20 protein-coding genes and 1 pseudogene are annotated in these 22,813 nt (G+C 56.9%); 7 read left to right on the top strand and 14 right to left on the bottom strand.

The genetic code is table 11. The features are described 5' to 3' along the window. Positions 1–7: 7 nt before the first annotated feature. Positions 8–196: a ribbon-helix-helix protein, CopG family gene (locus tag KGB25_RS03795; RefSeq protein ID WP_095077032.1), complete on the bottom strand. Its 189-nt coding sequence runs from the start codon at positions 194–196 to the stop codon at positions 8–10. Between the two features lie 746 nt (positions 197–942). On the opposite strand from KGB25_RS03795, the gene KGB25_RS03790 reads away from it, so the two are divergent. Beyond that, positions 943–1,431, top strand: a complete 489-nt coding sequence (locus tag KGB25_RS03790) for a transporter (RefSeq protein ID WP_223434284.1) — start codon at positions 943–945, stop codon at positions 1,429–1,431. A 142-nt stretch (positions 1,432–1,573) separates the two neighbouring features. On the opposite strand, the pseudogene KGB25_RS03785 reads toward KGB25_RS03790, so the two are convergent. The 6 genes and pseudogenes from KGB25_RS03785 to KGB25_RS03760 form a co-directional block, all read right to left on the bottom strand. Then, positions 1,574–1,765, bottom strand: a pseudogene (locus tag KGB25_RS03785) (IS5/IS1182 family transposase); the annotation flags it as partial. Between the two features lie 135 nt (positions 1,766–1,900). After that, positions 1,901–2,578 (bottom strand): DUF3313 domain-containing protein, encoded by a 678-nt coding sequence (locus tag KGB25_RS03780; protein WP_223434283.1) that lies wholly within the window; start codon positions 2,576–2,578, stop codon positions 1,901–1,903. Between the two features lie 48 nt (positions 2,579–2,626). Then, positions 2,627–3,895, bottom strand: coding sequence for an OmpP1/FadL family transporter (locus KGB25_RS03775; protein WP_223434282.1), 1,269 nt, complete (start codon positions 3,893–3,895; stop codon positions 2,627–2,629). Positions 3,896–4,050: 155 nt separating this feature from the next. Then, positions 4,051–6,267 carry a DUF3604 domain-containing protein gene (locus tag KGB25_RS03770; protein ID WP_223434281.1) on the bottom strand — a complete coding sequence of 739 codons (2,217 nt, stop codon included), beginning with the start codon at positions 6,265–6,267 and terminating at the stop codon, positions 4,051–4,053. A 39-nt stretch (positions 6,268–6,306) separates the two neighbouring features. Then, on the bottom strand, positions 6,307–7,305 hold the full coding sequence (locus KGB25_RS03765; protein WP_223434280.1) for a HupE/UreJ family protein: 999 nt from the start codon (positions 7,303–7,305) through the stop codon (positions 6,307–6,309). Then, positions 7,305–8,213: a peptidyl-prolyl cis-trans isomerase gene (locus KGB25_RS03760; protein ID WP_223434279.1), complete on the bottom strand. Its 909-nt coding sequence runs from the start codon at positions 8,211–8,213 to the stop codon at positions 7,305–7,307. The genes KGB25_RS03765 and KGB25_RS03760 overlap by 1 nt, the downstream gene beginning before the upstream one ends. A 183-nt stretch (positions 8,214–8,396) precedes the next feature. Between KGB25_RS03760 and KGB25_RS03755 the strand changes: the two genes are divergently transcribed. Then, entirely contained in the window at positions 8,397–8,735 is a 339-nt protein-coding gene (locus tag KGB25_RS03755) for a hypothetical protein (RefSeq protein ID WP_223434278.1), read from the top strand. A gap of 320 nt (positions 8,736–9,055) precedes the next feature. On the opposite strand, the gene KGB25_RS03750 is transcribed toward KGB25_RS03755, so the two are convergent. The 4 genes from KGB25_RS03750 to KGB25_RS03735 all read right to left on the bottom strand — a co-directional run bounded on the left by KGB25_RS03750 (position 9,056) and on the right by KGB25_RS03735 (position 13,892). Continuing rightward, positions 9,056–9,490, bottom strand: coding sequence for a DUF2721 domain-containing protein (locus tag KGB25_RS03750; protein ID WP_223434277.1), 435 nt, complete (start codon positions 9,488–9,490; stop codon positions 9,056–9,058). Between the two features lie 438 nt (positions 9,491–9,928). Continuing rightward, positions 9,929–10,834 (bottom strand): amino acid ABC transporter substrate-binding protein, encoded by a 906-nt coding sequence (locus KGB25_RS03745; RefSeq protein WP_223434276.1) that lies wholly within the window; start codon positions 10,832–10,834, stop codon positions 9,929–9,931. A gap of 47 nt (positions 10,835–10,881) precedes the next feature. Next, positions 10,882–12,222: a putrescine-ornithine antiporter gene (gene potE, locus KGB25_RS03740; protein ID WP_223434275.1), complete on the bottom strand. Its 1,341-nt coding sequence runs from the start codon at positions 12,220–12,222 to the stop codon at positions 10,882–10,884. Positions 12,223–12,971: 749 nt separating this feature from the next. Further along, positions 12,972–13,892 (bottom strand): universal stress protein, encoded by a 921-nt coding sequence (locus tag KGB25_RS03735; RefSeq protein ID WP_223434274.1) that lies wholly within the window; start codon positions 13,890–13,892, stop codon positions 12,972–12,974. 267 nt (positions 13,893–14,159) lie between these two features. Between KGB25_RS03735 and KGB25_RS03730 the strand changes: the two genes are divergently transcribed. From KGB25_RS03730 to KGB25_RS03720, 3 genes are all read left to right on the top strand, one after another. Next, on the top strand, positions 14,160–15,233 hold the full coding sequence (locus KGB25_RS03730) for an NAD(P)-dependent alcohol dehydrogenase (RefSeq protein ID WP_223434273.1): 1,074 nt from the start codon (positions 14,160–14,162) through the stop codon (positions 15,231–15,233). Between the two features lie 40 nt (positions 15,234–15,273). Further along, positions 15,274–15,480 carry a hypothetical protein gene (locus tag KGB25_RS03725; protein ID WP_223434272.1) on the top strand — a complete coding sequence of 69 codons (207 nt, stop codon included), beginning with the start codon at positions 15,274–15,276 and terminating at the stop codon, positions 15,478–15,480. Between the two features lie 265 nt (positions 15,481–15,745). Further along, the gene (locus tag KGB25_RS03720; protein WP_223434271.1) at positions 15,746–16,663 is read left to right on the top strand and encodes a universal stress protein; all 918 of its coding nucleotides are present in this window, start codon (positions 15,746–15,748) and stop codon (positions 16,661–16,663) included. A gap of 59 nt (positions 16,664–16,722) precedes the next feature. On the opposite strand, the gene KGB25_RS03715 is transcribed toward KGB25_RS03720, so the two are convergent. Beyond that, complete coding sequence (locus tag KGB25_RS03715) at positions 16,723–17,286, bottom strand: GNAT family N-acetyltransferase (protein ID WP_008028083.1); 564 nt, start codon at positions 17,284–17,286, stop codon at positions 16,723–16,725. A gap of 225 nt (positions 17,287–17,511) precedes the next feature. Between KGB25_RS03715 and KGB25_RS03710 the strand changes: the two genes are divergently transcribed. Further along, positions 17,512–18,423: a universal stress protein gene (locus KGB25_RS03710; RefSeq protein WP_223434270.1), complete on the top strand. Its 912-nt coding sequence runs from the start codon at positions 17,512–17,514 to the stop codon at positions 18,421–18,423. Here KGB25_RS03710 and KGB25_RS03705 read toward each other — a convergent pair. Further along, positions 18,413–19,396 (bottom strand): zinc-dependent alcohol dehydrogenase family protein, encoded by a 984-nt coding sequence (locus tag KGB25_RS03705; protein WP_223434269.1) that lies wholly within the window; start codon positions 19,394–19,396, stop codon positions 18,413–18,415. The two genes, KGB25_RS03710 and KGB25_RS03705, sit on opposite strands and share 11 nt — an antisense overlap. Positions 19,397–19,419: 23 nt before the next feature. Beyond that, positions 19,420–20,178 carry a fumarate/nitrate reduction transcriptional regulator Fnr gene (fnr, locus tag KGB25_RS03700; RefSeq protein WP_223434268.1) on the bottom strand — a complete coding sequence of 253 codons (759 nt, stop codon included), beginning with the start codon at positions 20,176–20,178 and terminating at the stop codon, positions 19,420–19,422. A 213-nt stretch (positions 20,179–20,391) separates the two neighbouring features. Here fnr and KGB25_RS03695 point away from each other — a divergent pair, with 213 nt between their 5' ends. Then, positions 20,392–22,767, top strand: a complete 2,376-nt coding sequence (locus KGB25_RS03695; protein ID WP_223434267.1) for a phosphoketolase — start codon at positions 20,392–20,394, stop codon at positions 22,765–22,767. The last annotated feature ends 46 nt before the right edge of the window (positions 22,768–22,813 follow it).

Here is a 22,813-nt window from a genome sequence, read left to right as displayed (position 1 = left end):
TGTTGGGTTATGACTTGGTACTGGCGGCATGCTTGCTCTTGGTCGAATAGCTGGCGCCGTGAGTGTCCAGGTAGTCACGAATCAGTTGGCGGACAACCTGCGAAGACGTCAGGTCTTGTGCTGCACAGAGTTCCTCGAAAGCTTTTTTCTTTACGGGATCAATGAGCACAGTGAGGCGCGCAGTCTTGCTTTCCATGGGGTATTCAATCGCTCAAGTCGCTGGATGTTAATCAAATTGTAATTGCCCTGTTCTGTGCTGTCACTGTATAGGCGGCTTGCTGCTCGATACCTAGACTTTACTCACAAGAAAAGATTTGGTTCTCACGGTGGGTGATGAGCCGGATCTGCTCCGACTCAATATGGATAATCCCCACCTGCGAGGAAGGGGGGGCAGATTCATTTTAAGCTGACCACCTGCCTGCAGCGGGTCGACTGTGATCAGTCACGAGCGACCGGAAATGGCCGTTTTCTGTCCCTGCGTGAAGTGCCGCAACGGATCACACTTAGAGGTGGGGAGGTAAAAATGAGATTGGTGGCGGTGACCTGCGGATTCCGCCCATCATAGTAACCCCCGGTGCAGGCGCAGAGGATCTCGAACCCAGGTCCTACGCCAATACGCCGGTCGGTATCAATTTCTTGCTCATAGGCTATAGCGATCTCCATGGTAACGTGACGGCCAACCCCTCTGTCCCGCTCCAGGATGCCAAGCTCAACATCAAAACTGTCGTGTTTGCCTTTGCCAGATCCCTGGACACCTGGGGCCGCTCCGGGAAGTTCGATATCATCGTGCCTGAGGCCAAATTGACGGGCTCTGCCCTATTGGCCGGTGAACCCAAGGAACGTAATGTTACGGGGTTGATCGAATCCAAGATTCCGGTTCTCGGTCAACTTATATGGCGCCCCGACGATGTCCTTGGCTGAATCCCCAGCTATCAACAGGATGTGATTATCGGCGCCAACCTGGCGATCACGGCGCCACTCGGCCAATACAACGCAAGCAGGCTGATAAATCTCGGCAACAACCGCAGGTCATTCAAGCCCAAACTAGGGATTTCCAAGCGTCTGGGGCCAGTGACCTTGGAGTTATCCGGTGCGGGAACCTTTTACACCGACAATGACGAGTTCATCCGCGACCACACATTTTCCCAGAACCCGATTTACCAAGTACAGGGGCATCTTATCTATGCCTTTAGCAACGGTGTTTGGGTGGCGCTGGATGTGACCTACTTCGCTGGCGGGAGTACTTCAATCGATGGCGTTGATAACCACGACTTTCAGGAAAACACACGCTACGGATGCGCCCTCACGCTGCCGTTGAACCGGAACCATTCGGTAAAGCTGAATGCGAGTAATGGCGGACATACTCGCACGGGCAGCGAATACGATGTCATTGGCATCGTCTGGCAGTTTCGCTTCGGTGGAGGGCTTTGAAACTTAGGGCTTACGCTACATTCCATTCATCCATTAGTGAGACATTCGTCTAATGCTGGTTGTTTACTAATGCACGGTGGTGGCTCAGGAAAATAGAGAATCACCTGGTCTGATTCGATGGATAAAGACCGGCAAGCCGCGCTATCACAGGATGGTGGGCCGGACGCCCCTTTGCAGCAGGATCAACACTTTCAAACCCTAGTACACCCAGGTCGAGCTCATCGACGAAAACGTTGACCAGTCGGACTGGACTTTGTTCGGCTACGTAATCGCCCAGACACTCCGGCAGAAGCGTCACTTGCGTCCGAGACCCACCTTCGATGAATTGCTTCATGATCGCGGCATCGAGCAGGATTTCGCCCAGCCGCACATTAGGGCGCGTCGGTTCTGTGCGTAATACCTCGGCTTCGTTGGGCAGGGTCGGTGCGGGATGTTGGCCCCCGACATATGCACTCGTCTGCGCCAGAAATCAACTGCGGATAAATGCCCGGAGATCAGCATTCAATTTATCGATCGCGGCTTTGAAATCCTTCGTGGTGACTTTCTGGCTCTCGTTCGAAAGCTGGCTGCCAAAGACCTTGCGCACTACTTTGGCCACGGTTTGATTGGTTTTCGCGTCGATGAACTCGGCTTCGATGAACAGGTTGGTGTCCTGATCACGATGACCAGTGGCAGCTTGGGTCGCTCCGACTACGGCCGCAACCGGCACCACTTCATACCATTTCATGCCTTCATTCGAGGCGCTCACCCCGGTGATCGCTGCGCGAAGGATCAGAGGGGTTGACCCGACGGGTGCTGCGCTCTCGTTCGATACCACTCGGTATTTCTGGTCCAGCACGCCTTTGGCCTTGTTGGTCATGTAGTTCTGCAATTCGTCGAGTGTCTGCTGGTTGACCCGCTCGTTGGGTTTGGGCGCCGGATAGAGTTCTAGTTTGTTGAACACTACTGTGTCATACGCATTAGGGTTCCATGACGGACTCACCCAGCGCATGGCTTTCTCGCCAGAGGTAGTCGTCACTTCTTGCAGATTGTTGTAGTTGGGGAGGAAACCGGAGTATTGATCTCGTTCGGTGACTTGCGAGGTGCAACCGCCGAGCAACAGACCGGCCAGTGCGGCACCGACGAGCAGGTTTAGGGACAGGTTCATAGTGGTGAGTGCTCCACGGATAAAGTTGTTTTTTTCGTCAGCAACGCTTCAGAATCGCCAGGTCATGTTGCCGGTCAGCGCTTGAATCCAGGCATTGTCAAACTGACCGGAGATTTGATTGCCCGAGATCGACTTGGTCTGGTCCACCGGCATGTCGCCGAGCCAGACCATGGCCCAGCTGACATTGACATCGGTGTCCCTGTTCAGAGCATAGGTGGCTCCTGTGGCAATCCGCCAAGATTCGCCCATGGGCACGATTACGCTGCGTTTGCTGTCTGATACTGCGCTACTGTCGTAGGCCACACCAACATTCCACAGCCATTGCTCAGTGGCTTGGTACTGCGCGCCAAGTGACAAGTGCCAGGTGTCCTTGAAACCGGCGTCGACCGATTTCGATTGCGCCCCGAATGCGGTGGTGTCGACCTGTACGCCGATATCGCCGAACTCCGACCAGTCCTGCCAGTTGGCTGAGGCCAGTAACGCCCATTGCCGGTCCAGTTGCTGGAAAAGGCTCAGGGTCACGGTCTGCGGCACTGTCGTGTCGAGTTTGGTACTGATGTTGTTGACGCGCTCCAGCAGACGGCCGTCGCCTTTCACATCCAGCCGGTCTTCGAAGTTCAGGTCGACTTTGCTGGTATAGGTCAGGCCGATGCGCGTGCCGGCTTGGGGGGCGTAGATCACCCCAACGTTGGCGCCATAGCCCCAGGCGCCATCCTCGTATTTGTACTGACCGTCCATGCGGTCGGTGGAACCGAAAGGGGAGCGGTCGATAGCCGTTTGCGCCTGCAACATGCCGTACATGGCCTTGATTCCCACGCCCACCGACCATTGTTCGTTGAAGCGGTATGCCACGCTGGGCACAAGGGACAAACCGAGCAGGCTGGAGTTTTGCGCGAAGTAACGCCCGGACCAGTCGTTGTCATAATTGACCGCAAGACCGAAATCGCCGTACTGGCCGAAACCGACACTCCAGTGATCGTCAATCTCATGCGTGATGAAGAAGCTGCCGCCAGGAATTGGATCGAGGGCGTTGCCACTTCCGCTGCCGGGACCATTGGTGCCGGAATCTCGATCGAAGGTCAGGTCACCGTAAAGCACTTGCAAACCGCCGGTGATCTGCGTGCCCGGCAGGTAGCTCATGCCCGCGGGGTTACTGGCGATTGTCGAAGGGCCTTGGGCGCGGGCGGCTGCACCGGCGTTGGCGAGGCCGGCGTTATCGGTGCCGATTTCGTAGAGCATGATGCCGCCAGCCCACGCTTGCTGACAGCAAAACGCAAGCAGCGTAAGGGCGGGCAAGGCGGTTGTTCTGGTTTGCATAACGACCTCGGCAAATCCATTTTTGAATGAGCGTAGCTGATGTCCACCTGTCGATGTGTCTCATCAATAGTTGCCCCCACGCACCCTATTGATCAGTCATTGCGCGTCAATCGGCCAGCACCGATGGATGCAGAGCATCGGTGCTGGCCTCGGCGCTACTTGACCTCCTCAACCTCATAATTCACGTAGCCGAACTCGTTGCTGCGAGCCGCCATGTATTTGCCGTTTTGCTCGAATACCGTGGCCTCGAAGGGTGTGCCGCCCAATGTTGTCACTAGATGTCCGTCCTTGATCTCATATTTGGCCGGCACGCCAAACTGGCCGTCATGCAGCATGTTCAGATACTCCCCTTGCGTAGGCGGCTTTCCATCGATGCTGGTGACCAGGCGTTGGCCATCGGTGCCATAGACTATCTCGAACGTCTGGTCGGTGACGGTATTACGCACCTTGATGGTTTTGCCCACCACGTAGGCTTGCAGCTGCTCGTTAGTGAGCGCTTTGGCGCCTTCGGATTTCAGCTGATCGATGGTTTTGCCAGCAGCGACAAGCTTACTGTCCTCAACTGTCGGCGTGTACCAGATGGGCGAGGTCCAAGCACGTTCTTGGACAGTGGTCGAGACGTCGGCCGGCGGCGGTACTTGCAGCTTGGCCGCGTCATAGGTGCTCCAGCGCGGGGTCGGAATCTGTAGCACGCGGGTGTAGTAGAACGCGTGCTGGGCCGGATCAAAATCCGGATCGCCCCAGACTTTTTTCAGCTCGGTGGCACCGATGGTATTGGTGTAGGTCGCCTTGGACACATCGACCGTTGAGCCTACCGGCGGGACTTTGCCGGTGACCGGGTCCGGTTGGCGATCACCGGACCAGGCGACGTCGTAGATCCTCTCGAAGGTCTGGCCGTTTTTGGTCCAGCCCTTGATGATCTGGATTCGGTCCAGGTTGCCATCGTCGGCATCCTTGACCGCCCAAACCACGAAGGACGGTGCCTGTTTACCGGTTCTTGCCGGCAAGTCGCTGCCCATGGGAACGCCCATGGCGTAAGCGGCATGCACCCAGTCTTTATCGCTCCACAGACTGCCGTCGAAGCCCCAGCCACCAAACATGCGCACGGGGATGCGCACGCCGCTCGTGCCATAAACTTCTTTGCGCTTCATGGCATCGAAGATCGATTCACGGGTGTTTTCCTCAGCCCACACGCCAGCCAAGCCGGATGTACTGGTTTGCAAGGCCACCATGCCCGAGTTCTGTTTGCCGGAAATGCGCGCCGCCGGGGTGCTGTCGGTAAAGCCGTGGGAACCGAAGTTGTTGTCCTGCGAATAGGGGATCACCCCGTTGTGCGAGTCGCTGGCGCCGACCACGCCCATTTTGTAGGGGTTGTAGCCACGGGTCTCCTGCAAGGCCATGCCGTTTTGCCAGGCTTGCCTGATGTAGCTGCCATTGAGTTTCGATGTGCTGTTGTCCATGCCAAGCAGGAAATTCATGATTTCATAATTGGCAAACTCGTCGGTCGGCGATAGTTCAGGATGGGTTTCCGAGGTGCCCTTGACCTGGTGAATTTCCGTGAGGGATTCATTACGCATCCGCGTCTCGGCCCAGGCTGTATCGATGGGGCGGCCACGGTCATCTACGTCCACCGGAAACATCAGGCCGTTGCTGAGGTTGGCATTGTGGGAGATGGCCAGCACTTCGTTGCCTTTTTTGCGTTGATCGTCCATCCAGCCCCACAAATCCTCCGGTTTGTCCGAATCGAGGGCCGTGAAAGGCAGGTCCGGCACCTTCTTCGAATCGCGGAAAAACACATTGCGGTGCATGTTTTGATTGTTGGGGGCGGAGGTCCATTCATAGGCGACAAAGGTGGTGAACTTGCCGGGCTTGTAGTACTTGTCGGCGATGGCGATGTTCTGCTGCCAGATATTGCCGGCGACCTTGGGGTCAATCAGTTCCTTGATCGGGTGGCTCAAGCTGCCGGCGATCCATTTGAATACCCGGTTGAAATCTTCCGGGGTCTTGACCATCAGCTTTTGCGCGATGGGCAGCTTGCTGAAGTCTGACTTCGGATCGTTGGCCAGGGCGATCACGCCTACATATTCCGAATGATCCGTTACGCCATGGAAATCCAGCGGTCGGCCCTTGAGTTGCACTTCAAACCCCATGGGATGCTTGATCGGCATCCCTAGCGAGAATTGGTACGTCTGTTCGGGATCGACCTGGTGGTTGCCGATCAGGTAGGCATCAATCGACCAGGAACTGTGAGAGTGCGTCTGGCCGAAGTAAACCTCGCGATCCGGGTTGCCCTCTGCCAAGGCCAGCGTGCTGACCGTTAACACGGCGTAACCGAACAGTGTTGGCACGGTAAAGTGTGCAGGGGTTTTCATATTCCACGTCTCCGGAATACGGCAATGACAGGGAGCAACTCAGGGCAGGAAACTCGAGGCTCTTTCGAAAAACCAGAACGCAGCCAGCGTACCCAGCCCGTAAGAAGCCATCGGTCGGGCATACAGGACTGCGCTTTTCGGCAGTCGACAACGCAGCAACAATGCGCGCAGGCTCAACACGACGGCGACGAACATCAGTTGGCCGATCTCGACGCCGACATTGAAGGTGAACAGCGCCAGCGGCAGGTCGCGCTGCGGCAAACCGATTTCCGCCAGCGCACTTGCAAAACCGAAGCCATGCAACAAGCCAAAACAGAACGCCACCACCCATGGCCATTGGATTGTGAAGCTGACGTCGCCACGGTTCTTGCGGGCGATTTCCACCGCCAGCAACAGGATGCTCAGCGCAATCGTCGCCTCCACAGGCGGGCCGGGCAGCCGCACCGCCCCCAATGCTGCGAGCGCCAGGGTGATGGAGTGGGCGAGGGTGAACGCGGTGATGGTCTTTACCAGCATCCAGCCATTACCCACCAGCAGCAGGAGACCGAAGACGAACAGCAAGTGATCGAAGCCCCCCAGGATGTGCTGGATGCCATGGACCAGAAACGCACCAGCCACCGAGAACATTCCCGGCGTGGCAGCGATTTCTATCCAGGGTTGCGCAGGGTGGACGAGGGTGGTGGCCAGGCTGCCGTCCAGGGGCGAGACACGCACCAGCACATCGGTGATGCTCGCTTGCAGGCCGACAAACTCGATACGCTGCCCGACCAGACCGGCGGGACCGGCATCAATGCCCCGGCGCTCTATCAGTGAGTCGTTCAGTTGGACTTCCACCGGGTCAACGACAGTGCGTACACCTTCGGCAAACCGCAGTGCAATCGGCAATCGCATGCCTGACAGCACCGGCGTGCGCCACAGTACGTCATAACGCCCGGCAGTCGTTTCGTTGAGTTCCAGGTACGCGGGACGCGACTCATGGGCCATAGCGCTCAGTCCCATGAACCCGAGCAGCAACAATAGCCAGACCCTGCGTCTCATCACGGCCGCTCCGTTGGTCTGGCGGCAATGCCACTGTCGGAAGCCGGCATCATCACCACGACTTCATAGCGGGCTTTGAGTGCATCGAAATTCGTGCGTTTCGATTCGCTGCGTTGCTTGGACAACCAATCGGACTTGACCTGCTGGGCCACGGTTTCGAAGGGCGGTGTCGGTGGTTTGGCCAGCGTTTCAATCCACACCAGATGCCAACCAAAACCTGACTCCACAGGCCCCACCCAACTACCCGACGTTTGCTTAAACAATGAAATGGCGAACTTTGAACCAAAGACCCGCGCCACCTGATCCTGGGATTGTTCTGTGTAGGCGCTTTTGAACATGAAGGCATCGCCTTCACCACTGTTTTTGTCTGTCAGGCCACTTAATGCAGCCTGAGCCTGCACTTGAGCATCCGAGCCGCGTTTGTCCTTGGCGAAGAACAAATGACGGAAGGTCGCAAGTGGTGGTGGGGCATATTGGTCCTGATGCTGGTTGTACCAGGCATCAAGCACACCGGGTGCAGGCTCGCGAAGTGAGGCGACATCTTCGGCGAGGAAATCCATTTTTTGCGCCAGTCGGCGGCGAATAATAGTGTCGTCTCTATCCAGGCCAAGTTTCAGTGCTTCGCGATAGAGGATTTCCTCTTTCACATATTCATCAATTAGGCCCTGCAACTGTTGCTCCGATGCGGGTCGTTGCCATCGCGCCAGCCAGGAAATCGCGATCCGCTGAACAACTTCAGGGGTGATTTCGATGCGTTGCGGATCTTGATCAAGGGTTGAGCGGTGTAAACCTCCGTACAGCACAAAGAGTGCAAAACCGGCGATTAGAAAGTGTAATAGCGGCTGATGAAGGCATCGTTTGATTAACGAAAGTCGAGATTCTTTCGCTTCGCAGGCGCTTAAGCTCATGACTTATTGCCCCACATTATACTGTGAGAGGTTTTCGCAGCAGAGTGGAGTATTGCTGCTGTACCGGAACTTTCCACCAAGGCTAATCACGATAAGCACTAAGGCTTAGTCGCAATCGGATTAACTACTTTCCCAAGGCGTCCAGTCTTGCACCTATACAGCCCGGAACGGAGCGCCCATGTGATGAAAGGACTGCTTGTTTTCACCGCGATCATCGAGGCAGCCACTGGCGTGGCGCTGATACTTGTCCCGTCGCTGGTAGGGCAACTTTTGCTTGGCATTGAACTTACGGGCGTCATCGTCCGCATTGCCGGTATCGCCCTCATCGCATTGGCCATCGCCTGCTGGCCCGGCTCACCCTTGTTCGGCATGTTGATCTATAACGCAGCCGTGACGGTGTATCTCACCTACGTTGGCATCTCGGGCAATTCGAGTGGGGTTCTCTTGTGGCCCGTGGTCATCCTGCACGGAGTCATGACGGTACTTTTGATTCGAGCAATGACCAGGAAGACTTCACATTGAGCCAATGCTGTTGAAAAAATCGACTTCGGTTGCCTGGCTGAAAAGTACGCGCTTGAGATTAAAGTCCGAGTCTTGCGCAGAAGATTCAGGACCAGATTTGATGTAGCTGCGTGCAAAAAAAGATGCTTTCACCGTTCAATGCATTGCTAGCCAGGCCCGGCCGACTTTTTCGTCACAATCGGCCGATTGCAGTCTGTCACGAAGGGTTGTAATGAACCTATAGCGGACTGTCGGAGATGCCCCCGAAGTCAGGGGAAATTCGTCGCGTCTGGGGACAGTGCCTCGGGGGCTCCGGACTTAGCACCAAGAATTTGAATCGGTCAGAGGTGTTCATCCGCCGCACTGACACTGATTTTAGCTTCTTGGGCGAAGCGAAATAGACCCACACCGAGGAAGTATGTGGCAACTACAAAAAGAAGGCCGGCACCATAGGCGTACTTGAAGCCCATGAACTCAGTTAAAAAGATGATTGCGAGCAGCAGGGTGGCGCAAAGTCCACCGCGCAAAGAAGACAGGATGCCAGCGTTTAATAATTCAGCCCGCCGCCTCAATCGCTCCAGATCGGCCCTGAGGTGCGCACGCCTCTGGTCGTCTTCGGGGATAGCATTGAGTACCCGTGTACGGTCTATGACAACTGATAACCTCGAAGTCATTAACGAAACGAACGCAGCTATTGCACCGAGGAAAAACGTAGGGGCTGTTGCTTGTGAAAAGATTTGCGACAACCGCACAGCGTCAGGAATGAATTCGTTCAATTTAGGGACCACCTATAGGCCGAATATTTGCAATTCTCCATTTGACACAATTAGCGGTGGAGAGGCAGGACGCTCCCCATGTCATCAGCTGAGGGCCTCGGTACAGTCTTGGGGCTGAGTATTACTAACAGGGCACCAATGTCAGGCCAAGTCTGCGAGTTGGTCGGGACGTCCTATCGTGGAGCGTAGAGCAGTCCAGGAGACTTTCAACAGTGAGCAAACGTTTTTATGCCATGTAGTGGGGCATCCTGACACTAATGAAAATAAATACAGGGTCCTCGAATCTTGTTACTAGACACTTGCGACTGGCTCCTATTGGCCGTTTTCTGCCTTCGCGAATGACCGCAAAGGGGTGCGGCTGACGCTCAAGCCACATTCGGGGGGCAGGCGGCGATAGCAAGACACTACGCATTTATGAGGCCTGATATTAGGCTGCCGCTACGGGATCGCATAAACCTTGAACAGCTTCCTGTCCATGTTACTGACGCCTCCCAGGTAGTTGACGTATGCATGCTCCATCTCACCCGTTCGATACATTTCACTCAACACGGTGTCGACCAGCAGACGGAAATTTTCATCGTTTCGATCAACCGCCATCGATGTCGGCGAATACTCGAATACCCGATCCAACAGGAGCAGATTGCCTGAGGAGGGGGGCTGGGCGAGAAGACTCTTCAGCATCATGCGGTCCGCGAAAAAAGCATCCGCTTTGCCTTCGGCGACCCGTTTGAGGCCCTCCTCAGTGTTCTCGACCGTGATCAGGGTGGCCACTACCCCGAGTAATCGAATTTGCTGACGGATCCATGCTTCGGTAACGCCACCGGCTATGGCAGCAAAGGTTTGGTTGGCCAGTCCATGGTTGACCGTCGCACGCCATGTCGGGCCGGTATGGGCTACTTTACCGTTTAGTACATTGAGCAAGGCCTCTGGAGCATCCTGGCGCACCACTGCAGAAAGACCCGCCGTGTAGATGGGCACCGAAAAGCTCACCCGTTGCCGGCGCTCCAAAGTGGGTGGCGTCGGCGTGCACAGGATGTCGACTTCGCCCGAGCTGACGGCATTCATCTCTTCAGCGACGGTGACGGGATGGAAGCGCACCTGCAACGCTGGTAAACCCAGTTCGATCTTCACCTTGTCGGCGATTTTCAGGCAAAGCTCGATGGCGAAGCCGCTGGCTTTGTCGCCCGCATGGACGCTAAAAGGTGCGAAGTCCGGCAGGTAGCCGAGGTTAAAAGTGTTGCTCATCCGCACGCGTTCCAGGGTACTGGCACTGGCTAGCACCGGCATCAGTGTGAACAGGCAGATGAGCAGCAAGTTGATGCCTTTGGTCAATTTTACGTTCATACCCTAGTCCCCCGCATTCGGATGCCTTTGTTGACCGAAAATTGCAGTCAGGGATTGTCGGCCTCGGACTGCGCGGTTGTAGGCTTATCGACAAAACGCTTGGAGAGGAAGCCATAAAGCAGGTAGCCGAATGCAAGGACAATGAGGCCACCGAATACGGCATCTTTGCCGCAGGCAAAGAGGGCATACAGGGAGTACGCCACGGCAATCAGCAACAGGATCGTGTTACGTGTGTATACACCAGCACTGACGTTGGCCTTGTACATCATGACCAGCAGACCGGTGGCTGCCGTCACGTAAGGAATCAGGTTGGTCACTGCCGCCAGGCTGACGAGTTTCGTGAATTGCGCGCTGGCATTGGGCGAAATGGTCGACAACGCCATCAATGTCTGCAACACACCGCAGACGAGCATGCCGATGATGGGTGCGTCCCGTACACTGACCTTGCTGAACAGGGATGGAAACATTTTTTGGTCCGCGGTCATCTTGGCCGTTTGCGCCAGGGTGAACTGCCAGCCCAGCAGCGATCCGACACAGGCCATCACGGCCAGCGCCATGATGATATTGCCGACCATGGGATTGAACATCTGCGCATAGACCAGAGCAAAGGGGGCCGAGGCGTTGGCCAGTTCGGCATTGGGAATGATGCCTTGGATGACCGTGGTCGACAGTACGTAGACCACCGCCGCACCCAGCGTCCCGAGCAGACAGGCTAGCGGCACGGTGTGCTTGGGATTTTCCACTGCCCCCGAGGCTTGCGCCGCCGACTCCATGCCGAGGAAAGCCCACAGTGTCAGCGGAATCGCCTTGCTGATGGCGTCCTGAATGGGCAAGTTGTTCGGGTTCCAGGCGGCTACGAATACGTCGGGCTTGAACCAGAACCAACCGATAATGCTCAAGCCAGCGACCGGGATGATGACACCCCAGACGGTAATTGCACCGATCTTGCCGGTGATGCCCGGGCCTCCGAAGTTAGCCACCGTGGTCAACCAGAGCAGACCAACCGTACCGACGAGCAGCGGAATGGCACCACTCCCCAGCCAGGGCACAAAGGATGTCATGTACCCCACTGCGGAAATCGCGACGGCCACGTTGGCAATGGCCAGCGAAAGAAAGTACAGATACGAACAGATGAAGAATCCGGATTTGGCATGCGCCTCTTCAGTGTAGGCGGACAACCCGCCCGGTCGCGGGCAGAAGATCCCGCACTGGGAAAAACAATAGGCGATTGCCATGGACCCGATGGCGGTGACGATCCATGACAACAGCGACACGGCTCCCAATTGCGCCATGCTCGTTGGCAACAGGATGATGCCCGACCCCATCATGTTTACCGTCACCAGTGTGGTGAGCCCCATGAGGCTCATTTTCTCGCTCGAGTCGGCCATCGCATTCTCCTGATGTCTTCGCGTATGACGGACGTTAGTGGGCAGTCCGGGATCATTACAACGAAGACGATGCTGGGGCACCGATAATATTCCCGAGCATGTTTCCCATCACGGTTTCCTTGAATACCTGACGCGGAGTGAGGGGCGGTATGCTGCTTCATCGTAAAGCATCCCCCGACTGCAGGGTTTTAGGGCTGGTCTGTCTCAGCATAGAACACTCATCGTCAGCGCATAACCGTAGCGTGCGACAAAGACGCCAAGAAACACCGCGATTACGTTTGCTAGAGTGCTGCTTGACGGTGGCAGAGACATTGACTTCGACGCATGCGTCAAGTCAGACCGAGTAAGAACGTGGCAAGAAGGCCGGCCAGGATTTGGACGATATTGGCAAGTGGTGACATTGCTGAATAGCTATTCAATCACCATCGCTTCGCCCACCGACGGCTCTTGGCCGATGACTGCCTGTCACCAAGGACAGCCATCGACCTATTGTGTTGAAGATGTCCTGATAGAGGTCGATCACATATCTGCAGGCCTTGTCGCCCGTCTGGGTACTAAACGGTGTGAAGTTAGGTACATACCCCGGAACCACTGAGTGGTTCCGCACCCGTTCAATAGTATCGGCCCCCTCAATTAAGGGTACTGGGGAAAGTAGGCAGACAAGAAGCAGGTTGGTGACTTAGGTCGGTTGAGTGCTCTCTCCTTATTCTCCCGTAACGTATTTCTTTTGATAGGCAACTATCTATAGTTCAAATTATTTCCGGCGAAACCACCCACACGCTGCAGGGCATCTTGTACAGCAGATGTTCCACGGTGCTGCCGACTAATCGCTCCATGGCGCGGTGGCCTATGCGCCCCATGACAATCACATCGGTGTCATAAGCCTCGGCATAGCTGGAAAGCACTTTGGCCGGATTGCCCATGATCATGTGCTGGTGCTCCGGCGCAATACCGTTGCGCTCCGAAAGCTCGCGGAACGCGTCCGCTTGCGCGTCGAACAGGGTCTTGGCTTTGCTCGAAGAAAAAAATGCCGAACCATTGCTGAAACCGAATTCATCTGCACTGATGGATGAAAGGTCATGGGCGTAGATCACGTCGAGTTCGGCGTTGCAGGTAGTGGCCAGTTTTGACGCCTCGCGCAAAATCCTGTCGTTGAAACCTTTGTATTGGTCATCACAGTGGAAAGGGTCGACGGCGGCGACGATTTTTCGTGGCAAAGCATGGTGCATATGGCTGACAAAATGCAGCGGTACAGGGCATTCACGTAGCAGATGGATATCCAGCGGGGTAAACATCAGGCGTGACAGCAGGGATTCGTGTTCTAGCGCCTTGATCAATACGGCCATCGGCTGTTCTTTGAGATGAACGAGGATTTCCTGCAACGGCCGCTCCACCCAGACCACTTCAGTGGTGACGTGAACCCCGATTTTGCGCAACGGTCTAGCCTGGTCTTCAAGCCATTGACGATGGCGCTCGACATAGCCCAGCCGCATCTGTTCCAGCGCTTGTTCGTTGACCATTCCAGCCGTCGCCAGCCCTTCGAGGTAATCGAACGCCACGATGTGTAGTGCCGCGTCTGCTGCCTTGGCCAGTGCGGCGGCCCGGTCGAAGGCAGGGCTATTTTCCATCAACGGCGAGACGATCAGCATGAAACGTGATTGATCAGACATGACAACTCTCCGGTAGGTAATCGCGCTGTTTCTTGCCCCAATGGCTGAGGCATTGGGCAGTGAAGCCTTGCACTTATCCTGCTGTGGAACGGGTCATAGGGTTTGATCTTTGTCAATGGGAGGGGAGACGGACGATGTGGCCCGACGTGCGGTTGTCCGGGGCTGGTCCAGTCACGAAATTGTTGACCATTATCAATCTTTCGTCCGTTAACCCAGCGCAGTCTTTGGACTCGAACTGAACGTTGGCTCGGCATAGGAGGGATCACCATGGGAACCATGAAAGCGGCTGTTTTCGTTGAGCAGAACCGGATCGTGCTGGAAGACAAACCCATCCCTGAAGTCGGGCCGCAGGATGCATTGATCCGTATCACCACCACGACCATTTGTGGCACCGACGTGCATATCTTGCGTGGTGAATACCCAGTGGCCAAAGGTTTGACTGTAGGCCACGAGCCGGTGGGCACTATTGAGCGCCTGGGTTCCCAAGTACGCGGTTTTGTCGAAGGTCAGCGGGTGATTGCCGGTGCCATTACGCCCAGCGGACAAAGTTATGCCTGCCTCTGTGGTTGCGGTTCACAGGACGGCCCGGACACCCGCCATGGTTTTCGCGCCATCGGGGGGTGGAAGTTCGGCAACATTATTGACGGCTGCCAGGCCGAGTACGTGCTGGTACCGGACGCCATTGCCAACTTGTGCCCGATTCCCGACGGGCTTAGTGACGAGCAGGTGTTGATGTGCCCGGACATTATGTCCACCGGATTTTCCGGGGCAGAGCGGGGTGAAGTGACCATCGGCGATACTGTTGCCGTGTTTGCCCTTGGTCCAATAGGCCTCTGCGCGGTGGCTGGTGCACGCCTCAAAGGCGCGACGACGATCATTGGCGTCGATGCCGTGGCCGAGCGGATGAGCGTCGCGCGACGGTTGGGCGCGACCCATGTCGTTAACTTCAAGGACGGTAACGTGGTCGAGCAGATCATGGCCTTGACCGATGGTCGGGGTGTCGATGTGTCTATCGAGGCACTGGGGACCCAGGGGACGTTCGAATCCGCGTTGCGGGTGCTACGTCCGGGCGGGCGACTGTCCAGCCTCGGCGTTTACTCCAGCGATCTGCGCATCCCCCTCGATGCCTTTGCTGCAGGGTTGGGGGACTACAGCATCGTCACCACCCTGTGCCCCGGCGGCAAGGAGCGCATGCGCCGCTTGATGGCGGTGGTGCAAAGTGGTGGTGTGGACCTGTCACCGCTCGTGACACACCGTTTCAAACTCGATGATATCGAGGCGGCATATGAGTTGTTTGCCCACCAACAGGACGGTGTGATGAAGATCGCGATTACGCCGTGAGGCTGTCCGGCTTTATTCTCGAAGTAGAACGGAGGTATCTATGATCATTGATATCACGGAGAAACCGGCAAGCCATTGCTGGGTCGTGTGCATGGATGCCCTGGAAGTGAACTTCAATAGCCTGAGCGAAGCGCAGGCCTTCGTTGGCCAACTCAAGGCCCGTATCGACGCGCCGCACGCCTGGCCTATTCCCCCTCGAGCGGACTGCCCCAAGGGCGAACAGGTTCGCGCCGACCTCGTGGAGTAACGCTTTGGGCCTGCACCGGGGGGCTTCATGCGAATGACAACCCAATGAACGAAACCAATGGGCTGACAGGTGCAGCGGCGGGCGACCGTTTGCCGCTTATGTGATTCCCGGCCAGGTGTTACTGACCCTGGCGTTGTGGGCGGGCATGGGGATCTCCTGATGGACATCGCGCGGGTAACTGACAAAAATCAAGTGGTCAGAGCGGGGGAACATTCAACCTGTGGTTCTACTCCTGGATTGAAATGGCCGCGTGCCGAGGTGCCCCATGTCGCAGACTCAACGTTTACTCTTGATCGCTCCTTCAGCCATGACTCGGACACCGGCATTCGACCGGGCCGCTGCGTTGGCGCTGGCGATGCAATTGCCGTTGCACATCGTGGCGTTCGACTATTCACAAGCTCTGGCGGTGGCGGGGCTTTTCGCCCCGGAACAATTCAGTCTGGCCCGGGACGGCTATCTGCAAACCCATCGGCAATGGCTCGCGGATCAGGCCGGATTGATGAGCAAGCATGGCGTCCAGGTCACCAGCGAAGTGGTGTGGGTACAGCATCCTTACGAGGAGATCCTGAACTTCATCAATGAGATGCCGCTGACGCTGATCATCAAGGACGCCCAGGAAGAATCAGCGTTGAAACGGGTGTTTTTCACGCCGCTGGATTGGCAGCTGCTGCGTGATTGTCCGGTACCGGTGCATCTGGTGACCACGCCTCTAAACTCCCGGCCGCGCAACGTACTGGCCATTATTGATGTGTTGCGCGATGAGGATCAGGACCATGTGTTCAATGACCAGATTATCGACGCAGCAACGAAACTGGCTGCGGTCTGTGATGCCAGTCTTGAACTGCTGCATGTGTATGACTGGACGGTTGTATACGCTCAGGACATGGGCTTTGCCGCCTTACCGCTGGCCACCGGCCTATATGAAATGTTGGGAACGGCTCAGCATGACGCGTTTGCGGCCATCGCTGAACGCCATGGCGTGCCTCCGGAGCGTCGTCACTTTTACGAGGGGGCACCTGTGCCGCGTATTTGTGAGTTCGTCTCGGACCACAATACCGATGTCATCGTCATGGGCACTGTGCAGCACAAAGGCTTGAGAAAACTTCTAGGAACCACGGCCGAGCAACTCTTGCATCGGGCGCCGTGCAGTGTGCTGGCGATCAAGCCGGGACGAATGCTGTAATCCTGAGGACTGGATCGCCCCGCGATGAACCGTTGGCCGGAACATCGCGGGGTGATTTTTTACAGGTAAAGACGGTGGATGACCTGACGGGTGTCGTTGGGGTCATTGTTCGTCGCGAAACCCAATGCCTTGGCCAGGTCGCGCATGGGCGCATTGTTGGCGGCGTCCACCGAATACATATGGCGAAAACCGTTCTTGCGGGCGGCCTTGATTAAATGCTCCATCAGCAACGTACCCAGCCCCAGGTGCGTCCATTCATCGGCGACCGTGACGGCGCATTCACATTCATGTTCGCCGGTGGCCGCGTAACGACTGATGCCGATCTCGATCAGTTGACCATTGTCGTGGACCAGGGCGATGTAGGCCACGCGTTGTTTGTTGTCTGTGTCCATCAACTGATCGAGCATCGCAGCGCCGGGCTCGTTGATCTGCGCGAGAAAGCGCATGTGCCGGGACTCCGGAGACAGCCGCTTGATGAAGGCATATTCACGGTCGCGATCCTTTTTCGCCAGCGGCCGTATCAGCACGTGGCGGCCGTCCCTGAGCGCTTCGATCCAGTATTGGCCGTCGACCGCGGCATACGCGGCCGCGGCTCGATCATTGTGGTCTTTGACGGTGAGCATGGGGTATTCCTCCAGCACGGTTTTGAAGGGGGACGAGTCAGAAAAAGCAACCGCGTTTGATGCCTTTCTACGCCGCTGTCTACGCTGGAGTTTGATCTGGATCAGAGACTGCTGTCGGGGGCGTCAATTCACCTGTGTTTGATGTAAATCAACTCGCACGAGGCACCAGAGCGCAGTGTTGAAGCATGCCGGCACGTGAAGGCCGGGGTCGAACGGAGGTGTGTGATGAGTCAATATCAACGGTTGCTACTGATCGTCGATAAAAGCCTTCAGCAGTCGCCCGCCATGCAGCGCGCCGCCGCTCTGGCTGGGGCCACAGGGGCAGTTCTGGATGTGCGGGCCTTTGTTGAGCCAACACCGGTGGTGCATTTGTGGGAGGAAAAAATCGACGACGCAGAGCAGCAGCGCTATTTGCGTCGCTATCGCCGCTGGGAAGCCGAAGAGTTCGATCGGCTCAGCGACCTGGATTTGGAGGTCACGGTCAAAGCCGTCTTCACCACCCATCCGTTACTGGACATTTTGAGGACAGTCGAAGATCTGAAGCCTGACCTGCTGATCAAGGATGTAACTCTTGAACCCGTGCTCAAGCGGGTGTTCATTACTCCGCTCGATTGTCACTTGTTGCGTGAATGCCCAATTCCCATGCACTTGGTCAACCACGTTCGTTACAGCTTGCCACACCGGATCGTGGCAGCAGTGGACCCGTTCGATCCGTCGACACAAATCAGCGGTTTGAACGACACCATCATTCAGACGGCCAATACCTTGGCCCTTCAATGCGATGCGCCGTTACACCTGCTGTACGCCTATGACTTGTCGCCCGTCTTCAACAGCGATGCACCACTGGCCGGGGGCGGTTGGGGCGTGGACTATATTGAGGAGCTGCGTCAATCCTTGCATGAAGCGTTTATTACTCTGGCGGAGCGCCACGGCGTGCCGCCAGAACGACGCCATTTCGTTATGGGGCTGCCGGTGCCTGTGATCAGTGGATTCGTCGAGGAGTACTTGGCCGACGTGGTGGTAATGGGCGCTGTGCATCGGGTGGGAATCGACCGGCTGATCGGCAGCAATACTGAGCGGGCGCTGTACTCGGTGCCGGGGAGTATTCTGGCAGTCAGGCAGCGCGTCAGGGAGTGAGCACGATTGCGCCATTGAATTGCCCGGTCCGTAACCGCTCCAGCGCCTGATTGGCATCATCAAGGGCAAAACGGGTGACGTCGCAGTGAACCGGTGTGTGCTGCAATTCCTCGAAAAACGCGGTGCCATCATCGCGGGTCAGGTTGGCCACCGATCGAACGCTGCGCTCGCCCCACAAGAGTCGATAGGGGAAGGTTGGAATGTCACTCATGTGAATGCCCGCGCAAATCACGCAGCCACCCTTGATGGTGACGGCCAGCGCCAGCGGTACCAGCGCCCCGACCGGGGCGAAAATCAGACTGGCGTCGAGCAGGTGCGGCGGAGGTTGATCCGAAGGCCCGGCCCATTCGGCGCCCAGCGATCGGGCATAAGCCTGGCCCTCGCTGTCGTCTGGACGGGTGAAGGCATACACCTTCTGTTTGCGTCCACGGGCGACCTGGATGGCCAAATGTGCCGCTGCGCCAAATCCATAAAGGCCCAGATGGTGGGCGCCCTTGGCCATTTGCAGGGCCCGAAAGCCGATCAGTCCGGCACACAGCAGTGGAGCGGCCTGTGTGTCGGAAAGTGTCTCGGGTATCGGAAAGCAGAAACGTGCGTCGGCTACGGTGTAGTCGGCATACCCCCCGTCCAGATGGCAACCGGTGAACCGGGCCTTATCGCAGAGGTTCTCTCGACCCGAGCGGCAGAAACCACAGTGTCCACAGGTCCAGCCCAGCCAGGGCACACCCACCCGCCGGCCGATCCACTCGGGCGCGACGTCTACACCGACTGCCGAAACTTCGCCGACAATTTCATGCCCAGGCACCCGCGGCAGCCGCGCTTGGGGTAACTCGCCATCCACCAGGTGCAGATCAGTACGGCACACGCCGCAGGCCAGAACTTTGATCAATAGTTGCTGTGAGCCAGGCGCAGGAATGGGGCGCTCTTCAAGTTGTAACGGCTGGCCGGGGCGATGCAGAACCATGGCACGCATGAAGACTCTCCGGACGGCAGATGTCACCTCAGGTGACGATGGCAGCCCACGATCAGTTGCTTGAGCCCGTCCAGGTCCATGATATTAACGTCGCGGCCGGTTATTTCCACCAAGCCCTGGTCTCGCAGGTGCGCGATGCCGCGACAGATGGTTTCGAGGCGCAGGCCCAAGTAAGAGCCTATTTCCTCCCGACGCATTTTCAGCACAAAGTTACGGGAGGAATAACCGCGAGAGTTCAAGCGTTGCGACATATTCAGCAGGAAAGCGGCCAGGCGTTCATCCGAGTTCATGTTGCCCAGCATCATCAGCATGTCGTGATCGCGAACAATTTCCCGGCTGAGAATCCTGTTCAGGTTGTGCTGCAGTGAAGGCAGCTCTCGGGCAAGTTTTTCCAGATGAGCAAAATGGATGGGGCAGACCTCGCTGTCCTCCAGGGCAACCGCATCGCAGGTATGCAGATCCGTGCTGATGGCGTCCAGACCGAGCATTTCGCCTGGAATATGGAACCCCGTGACTTGCTCGCGACCATCGACCGAAAGCACGCTGGTTTTGAACGAACCGATCCGCACGGCATACAGCGAACGCAATGGATCGCCTGCGCGAAATAGCGCTGCGCCTTTTTTGACCTTGAGTCGCTGAATGATCAGTGTGTCAAGACGTTCGATTTCCACACCGGTCAAGCCAAGCGGCAGGCACAATTCCAAGACGCTACAACTGGAACAGACAGCTTTGAGATGTTGGTCGCGATAGGTTCGAGTTTCAGTCACATGGAAGCCCTCCATACCAGCTTAATTAGCATAGTTTCTAGATCACCTTGGACGTGGAAAAAAGAGTCGTAAACCCGAGCGATTCGACGAGTGGATCCAGATCTGGCTTTGTTTCAGATCAGTATCTCAACGGAGTTGAATTGCTTGAGTTAAATCAAGTTTCAAACCTTCCAGACTCACAAAATCAACTCTATTGATCGGTGACTGGGATACGGGGGGAGAATTGCGATGAGCGACTTTCTGAATACCGAGCAACTGGAAGGGCTGGATGCCTATTGGCGGGCATCCAATTATCTGGCGGTCGGGCAGATCTACCTCAAGGACAACCCGTTGCTGAAGTTGCCCCTGACCCTGGCACATATCAAGCCCCGGTTACTGGGCCATTGGGGCACGACGCCGGGACTGAACCTTATCTATACGCACCTCAATCGGCTGATCAACCAGCACGACCTGAACATGCTGTTCATCGCCGGCCCCGGTCATGGCGGGCCGGCACTGGTGGCGCAGACTTATCTGGAAGGCACCTATACCGAATGCTATCCCTCGGTGGAGCGCAATGTTAATGGCCTGGTCCGTCTTTTTCGGCAGTTTTCCTGGCCGTATGGAATTTCCAGCCACGTGTCGGCGCAAATTCCAGGGTCGATTCATGAAGGGGGCGAGCTGGGATATAGCCTGGCCCATGCCTACGGTGCCGCGTTCGATAACCCCGACTTGATCGTCGCGTGTGTGATCGGTGATGGCGAGGCCGAAACGGGTACGCTGGCGGCCAGTTGGCACTCCAACAAGTTTCTCAACCCCGCGCGTGACGGTGCGGTGCTGCCCATCCTGCATCTCAACGGCTACAAAATCGCCAACCCCACGGTGCTCTCCAGAATCAGCGAGGACGAGCTGTCGGCCCTGATGTATGGCTACGGCTACGATCCGTATTTCGTTGAGGGCGATGACCCCACGGAGGTGCATCAGACGCTGGCCAGAACCCTGGATACGATGTTGCTCAAAATTGCCGAGATTCAGCGCGTCGCGCGCCAGCATCCGCAAAATGAGCCAACGGAACGCCAACTGTGGCCGATGCTGGTACTTCGTACGCCCAAGGGTTGGACCGGGCCGAAGTTCGTCGACGGTCATCGGGTTGAAGGCACCTGGCGGGCGCATCAGGTCCCTTTGGCCGATTTCCGGCAGCCGCAGCACCTGCGCCAGCTTGAAGAATGGCTCAACAGTTACTGTCCTGATGAATTGTTCGATGCCAACGGCGCCTTGCTCCCCGAGTTGGCCGCGTTGGCGCCCACCGGACATCGGCGCATGAGCGCCAATCCCCATGCAAATGGTGGCCTGTTGTTGCGCCCCTTGGATCTGCCGTGCTTTACCGACTATGCCGTGAAATGTGACGTCCCCGGTACCCTGCGTGCCGAAGCGACACGGGTCATGGGCACGTACTTGCGCGATGTCATGAAAAACAACCTGAGCGCCGGCAACTTCCGGCTGTTCGGCCCGGATGAAACCGCCTCGAACCGCCTCGACGCGGTTTATGACGTCAGCGCCAAGGCGTGGATGGACCCGCTAGAGCCGGAAGACCTCAATCTGGCGGCCGATGGCCGGGTGATGGAAATCCTCAGTGAGCAGGTTTGCGAGGGTTGGCTAGAAGGGTATTTGCTGACCGGACGCCATGGTTTTCTGTCGTGTTACGAGGCCTTTATCCATATCGTCGATTCGATGGTCAACCAGCATGCCAAATGGTTGAAAACCGCCGCCGAGGTGCCGTGGCGCAAACCGCTCGCTTCGCTCAATTTTCTGCTGACGTCCCATGTCTGGCGGCAGGACCATAACGGATTCTCCCACCAGGACCCGGGTTTCATCGATCTGGTGGCTAACAAGAAGTCGGACCTGGTGCGCATCTACCTGCCGCCCGATGCCAATTGTTTGCTGTCGGTGGCTGACCACTGCCTCAGAAGCCGCGACTACATCAACGTCATCGTCGCCGGTAAACAACCGGAATGGCAGTGGCTGGACATCGACGCGGCCCTGCGCCACTGCCAGGCAGGTATCGGTCGATGGGATTGGGCCTGTCGCGAGGATGACGACCCGGACGTGGTGATGGCCTGTGCCGGTGACGTGCCAACCCTGGAAACCCTGGCCGCCGTGACCTTGTTGCGCGAGTACATACCTGATTTGCGGGTGAGGGTGATCAATGTTGTGGACTTGATGGTGCTTCAGCCGTCCTTCCAGCACCCCCATGGTTTGCCGGACACGGCGTTCAACGAGCTCTTTACCGTCGACAAACCGGTCATCTTCTCCTTCCATGGCTATCCCGCGCTGATTCACCGGTTGATTTACAAGCGCACCAATCATGAGCATTTTCACGTGCGCGGTTTCAACGAGGAGGGCGCCACCACGACGCCGTTCGACATGGCCGTGATCAATAACATGGATCGTTATCGGCTGGCGCTGGACGTCATCGAGCGGGTGCCCCGGTTGCACGATCAGTTGCAAACCGCTCGTTCGCGCTATTGGTCGACCATGGAAAAACACAAGCTCTACCTCATCGAGCATGGACAGGACATGCCTGAAGTACTGAACTGGCGATGGACGCCGGGAGTGGGCCGCTGAGTCCCTGGGGCGGCCGTTGCATTGAATCGTTACCCGACTGGAGGCC

Source organism: Pseudomonas sp. BF-RE-21 (genome assembly GCF_019947305.1).
GTDB lineage: Bacteria > Pseudomonadota > Gammaproteobacteria > Pseudomonadales > Pseudomonadaceae > Aquipseudomonas > Aquipseudomonas migulae.
This window is presented reverse-complemented; position numbering and strand designations above follow the sequence as displayed.

What these genes read in the sequence shown, in the direction of transcription:
- KGB25_RS03795 (WP_095077032.1), bottom strand. Translation starts at nt 196, where the DNA reads ATGGAAAGCAAGACTGCGCGCCTCACTGTGCTCATTGATCCCGTAAAG.
- KGB25_RS03780 (WP_223434283.1), bottom strand. Translation starts at nt 2,578, where the DNA reads ATGAACCTGTCCCTAAACCTGCTCGTCGGTGCCGCACTGGCCGGTCTG.
- KGB25_RS03775 (WP_223434282.1), bottom strand. Translation starts at nt 3,895, where the DNA reads ATGCAAACCAGAACAACCGCCTTGCCCGCCCTTACGCTGCTTGCGTTT.
- KGB25_RS03770 (WP_223434281.1), bottom strand. Translation starts at nt 6,267, where the DNA reads ATGAAAACCCCTGCACACTTTACCGTGCCAACACTGTTCGGTTACGCC.
- KGB25_RS03765 (WP_223434280.1), bottom strand. Translation starts at nt 7,305, where the DNA reads ATGAGACGCAGGGTCTGGCTATTGTTGCTGCTCGGGTTCATGGGACTG.
- KGB25_RS03760 (WP_223434279.1), bottom strand. Translation starts at nt 8,213, where the DNA reads ATGAGCTTAAGCGCCTGCGAAGCGAAAGAATCTCGACTTTCGTTAATC.
- KGB25_RS03755 (WP_223434278.1), top strand. Translation starts at nt 8,397, where the DNA reads ATGAAAGGACTGCTTGTTTTCACCGCGATCATCGAGGCAGCCACTGGC.
- KGB25_RS03745 (WP_223434276.1), bottom strand. Translation starts at nt 10,834, where the DNA reads ATGAACGTAAAATTGACCAAAGGCATCAACTTGCTGCTCATCTGCCTG.
- potE (WP_223434275.1), bottom strand. Translation starts at nt 12,222, where the DNA reads ATGGCCGACTCGAGCGAGAAAATGAGCCTCATGGGGCTCACCACACTG.
- KGB25_RS03735 (WP_223434274.1), bottom strand. Translation starts at nt 13,892, where the DNA reads ATGTCTGATCAATCACGTTTCATGCTGATCGTCTCGCCGTTGATGGAA.
- KGB25_RS03730 (WP_223434273.1), top strand. Translation starts at nt 14,160, where the DNA reads ATGGGAACCATGAAAGCGGCTGTTTTCGTTGAGCAGAACCGGATCGTG.
- KGB25_RS03725 (WP_223434272.1), top strand. Translation starts at nt 15,274, where the DNA reads ATGATCATTGATATCACGGAGAAACCGGCAAGCCATTGCTGGGTCGTG.
- KGB25_RS03720 (WP_223434271.1), top strand. Translation starts at nt 15,746, where the DNA reads ATGTCGCAGACTCAACGTTTACTCTTGATCGCTCCTTCAGCCATGACT.
- KGB25_RS03715 (WP_008028083.1), bottom strand. Translation starts at nt 17,286, where the DNA reads ATGCTCACCGTCAAAGACCACAATGATCGAGCCGCGGCCGCGTATGCC.
- KGB25_RS03710 (WP_223434270.1), top strand. Translation starts at nt 17,512, where the DNA reads ATGAGTCAATATCAACGGTTGCTACTGATCGTCGATAAAAGCCTTCAG.
- KGB25_RS03705 (WP_223434269.1), bottom strand. Translation starts at nt 19,396, where the DNA reads ATGCGTGCCATGGTTCTGCATCGCCCCGGCCAGCCGTTACAACTTGAA.
- fnr (WP_223434268.1), bottom strand. Translation starts at nt 20,178, where the DNA reads ATGGAGGGCTTCCATGTGACTGAAACTCGAACCTATCGCGACCAACAT.
- KGB25_RS03695 (WP_223434267.1), top strand. Translation starts at nt 20,392, where the DNA reads ATGAGCGACTTTCTGAATACCGAGCAACTGGAAGGGCTGGATGCCTAT.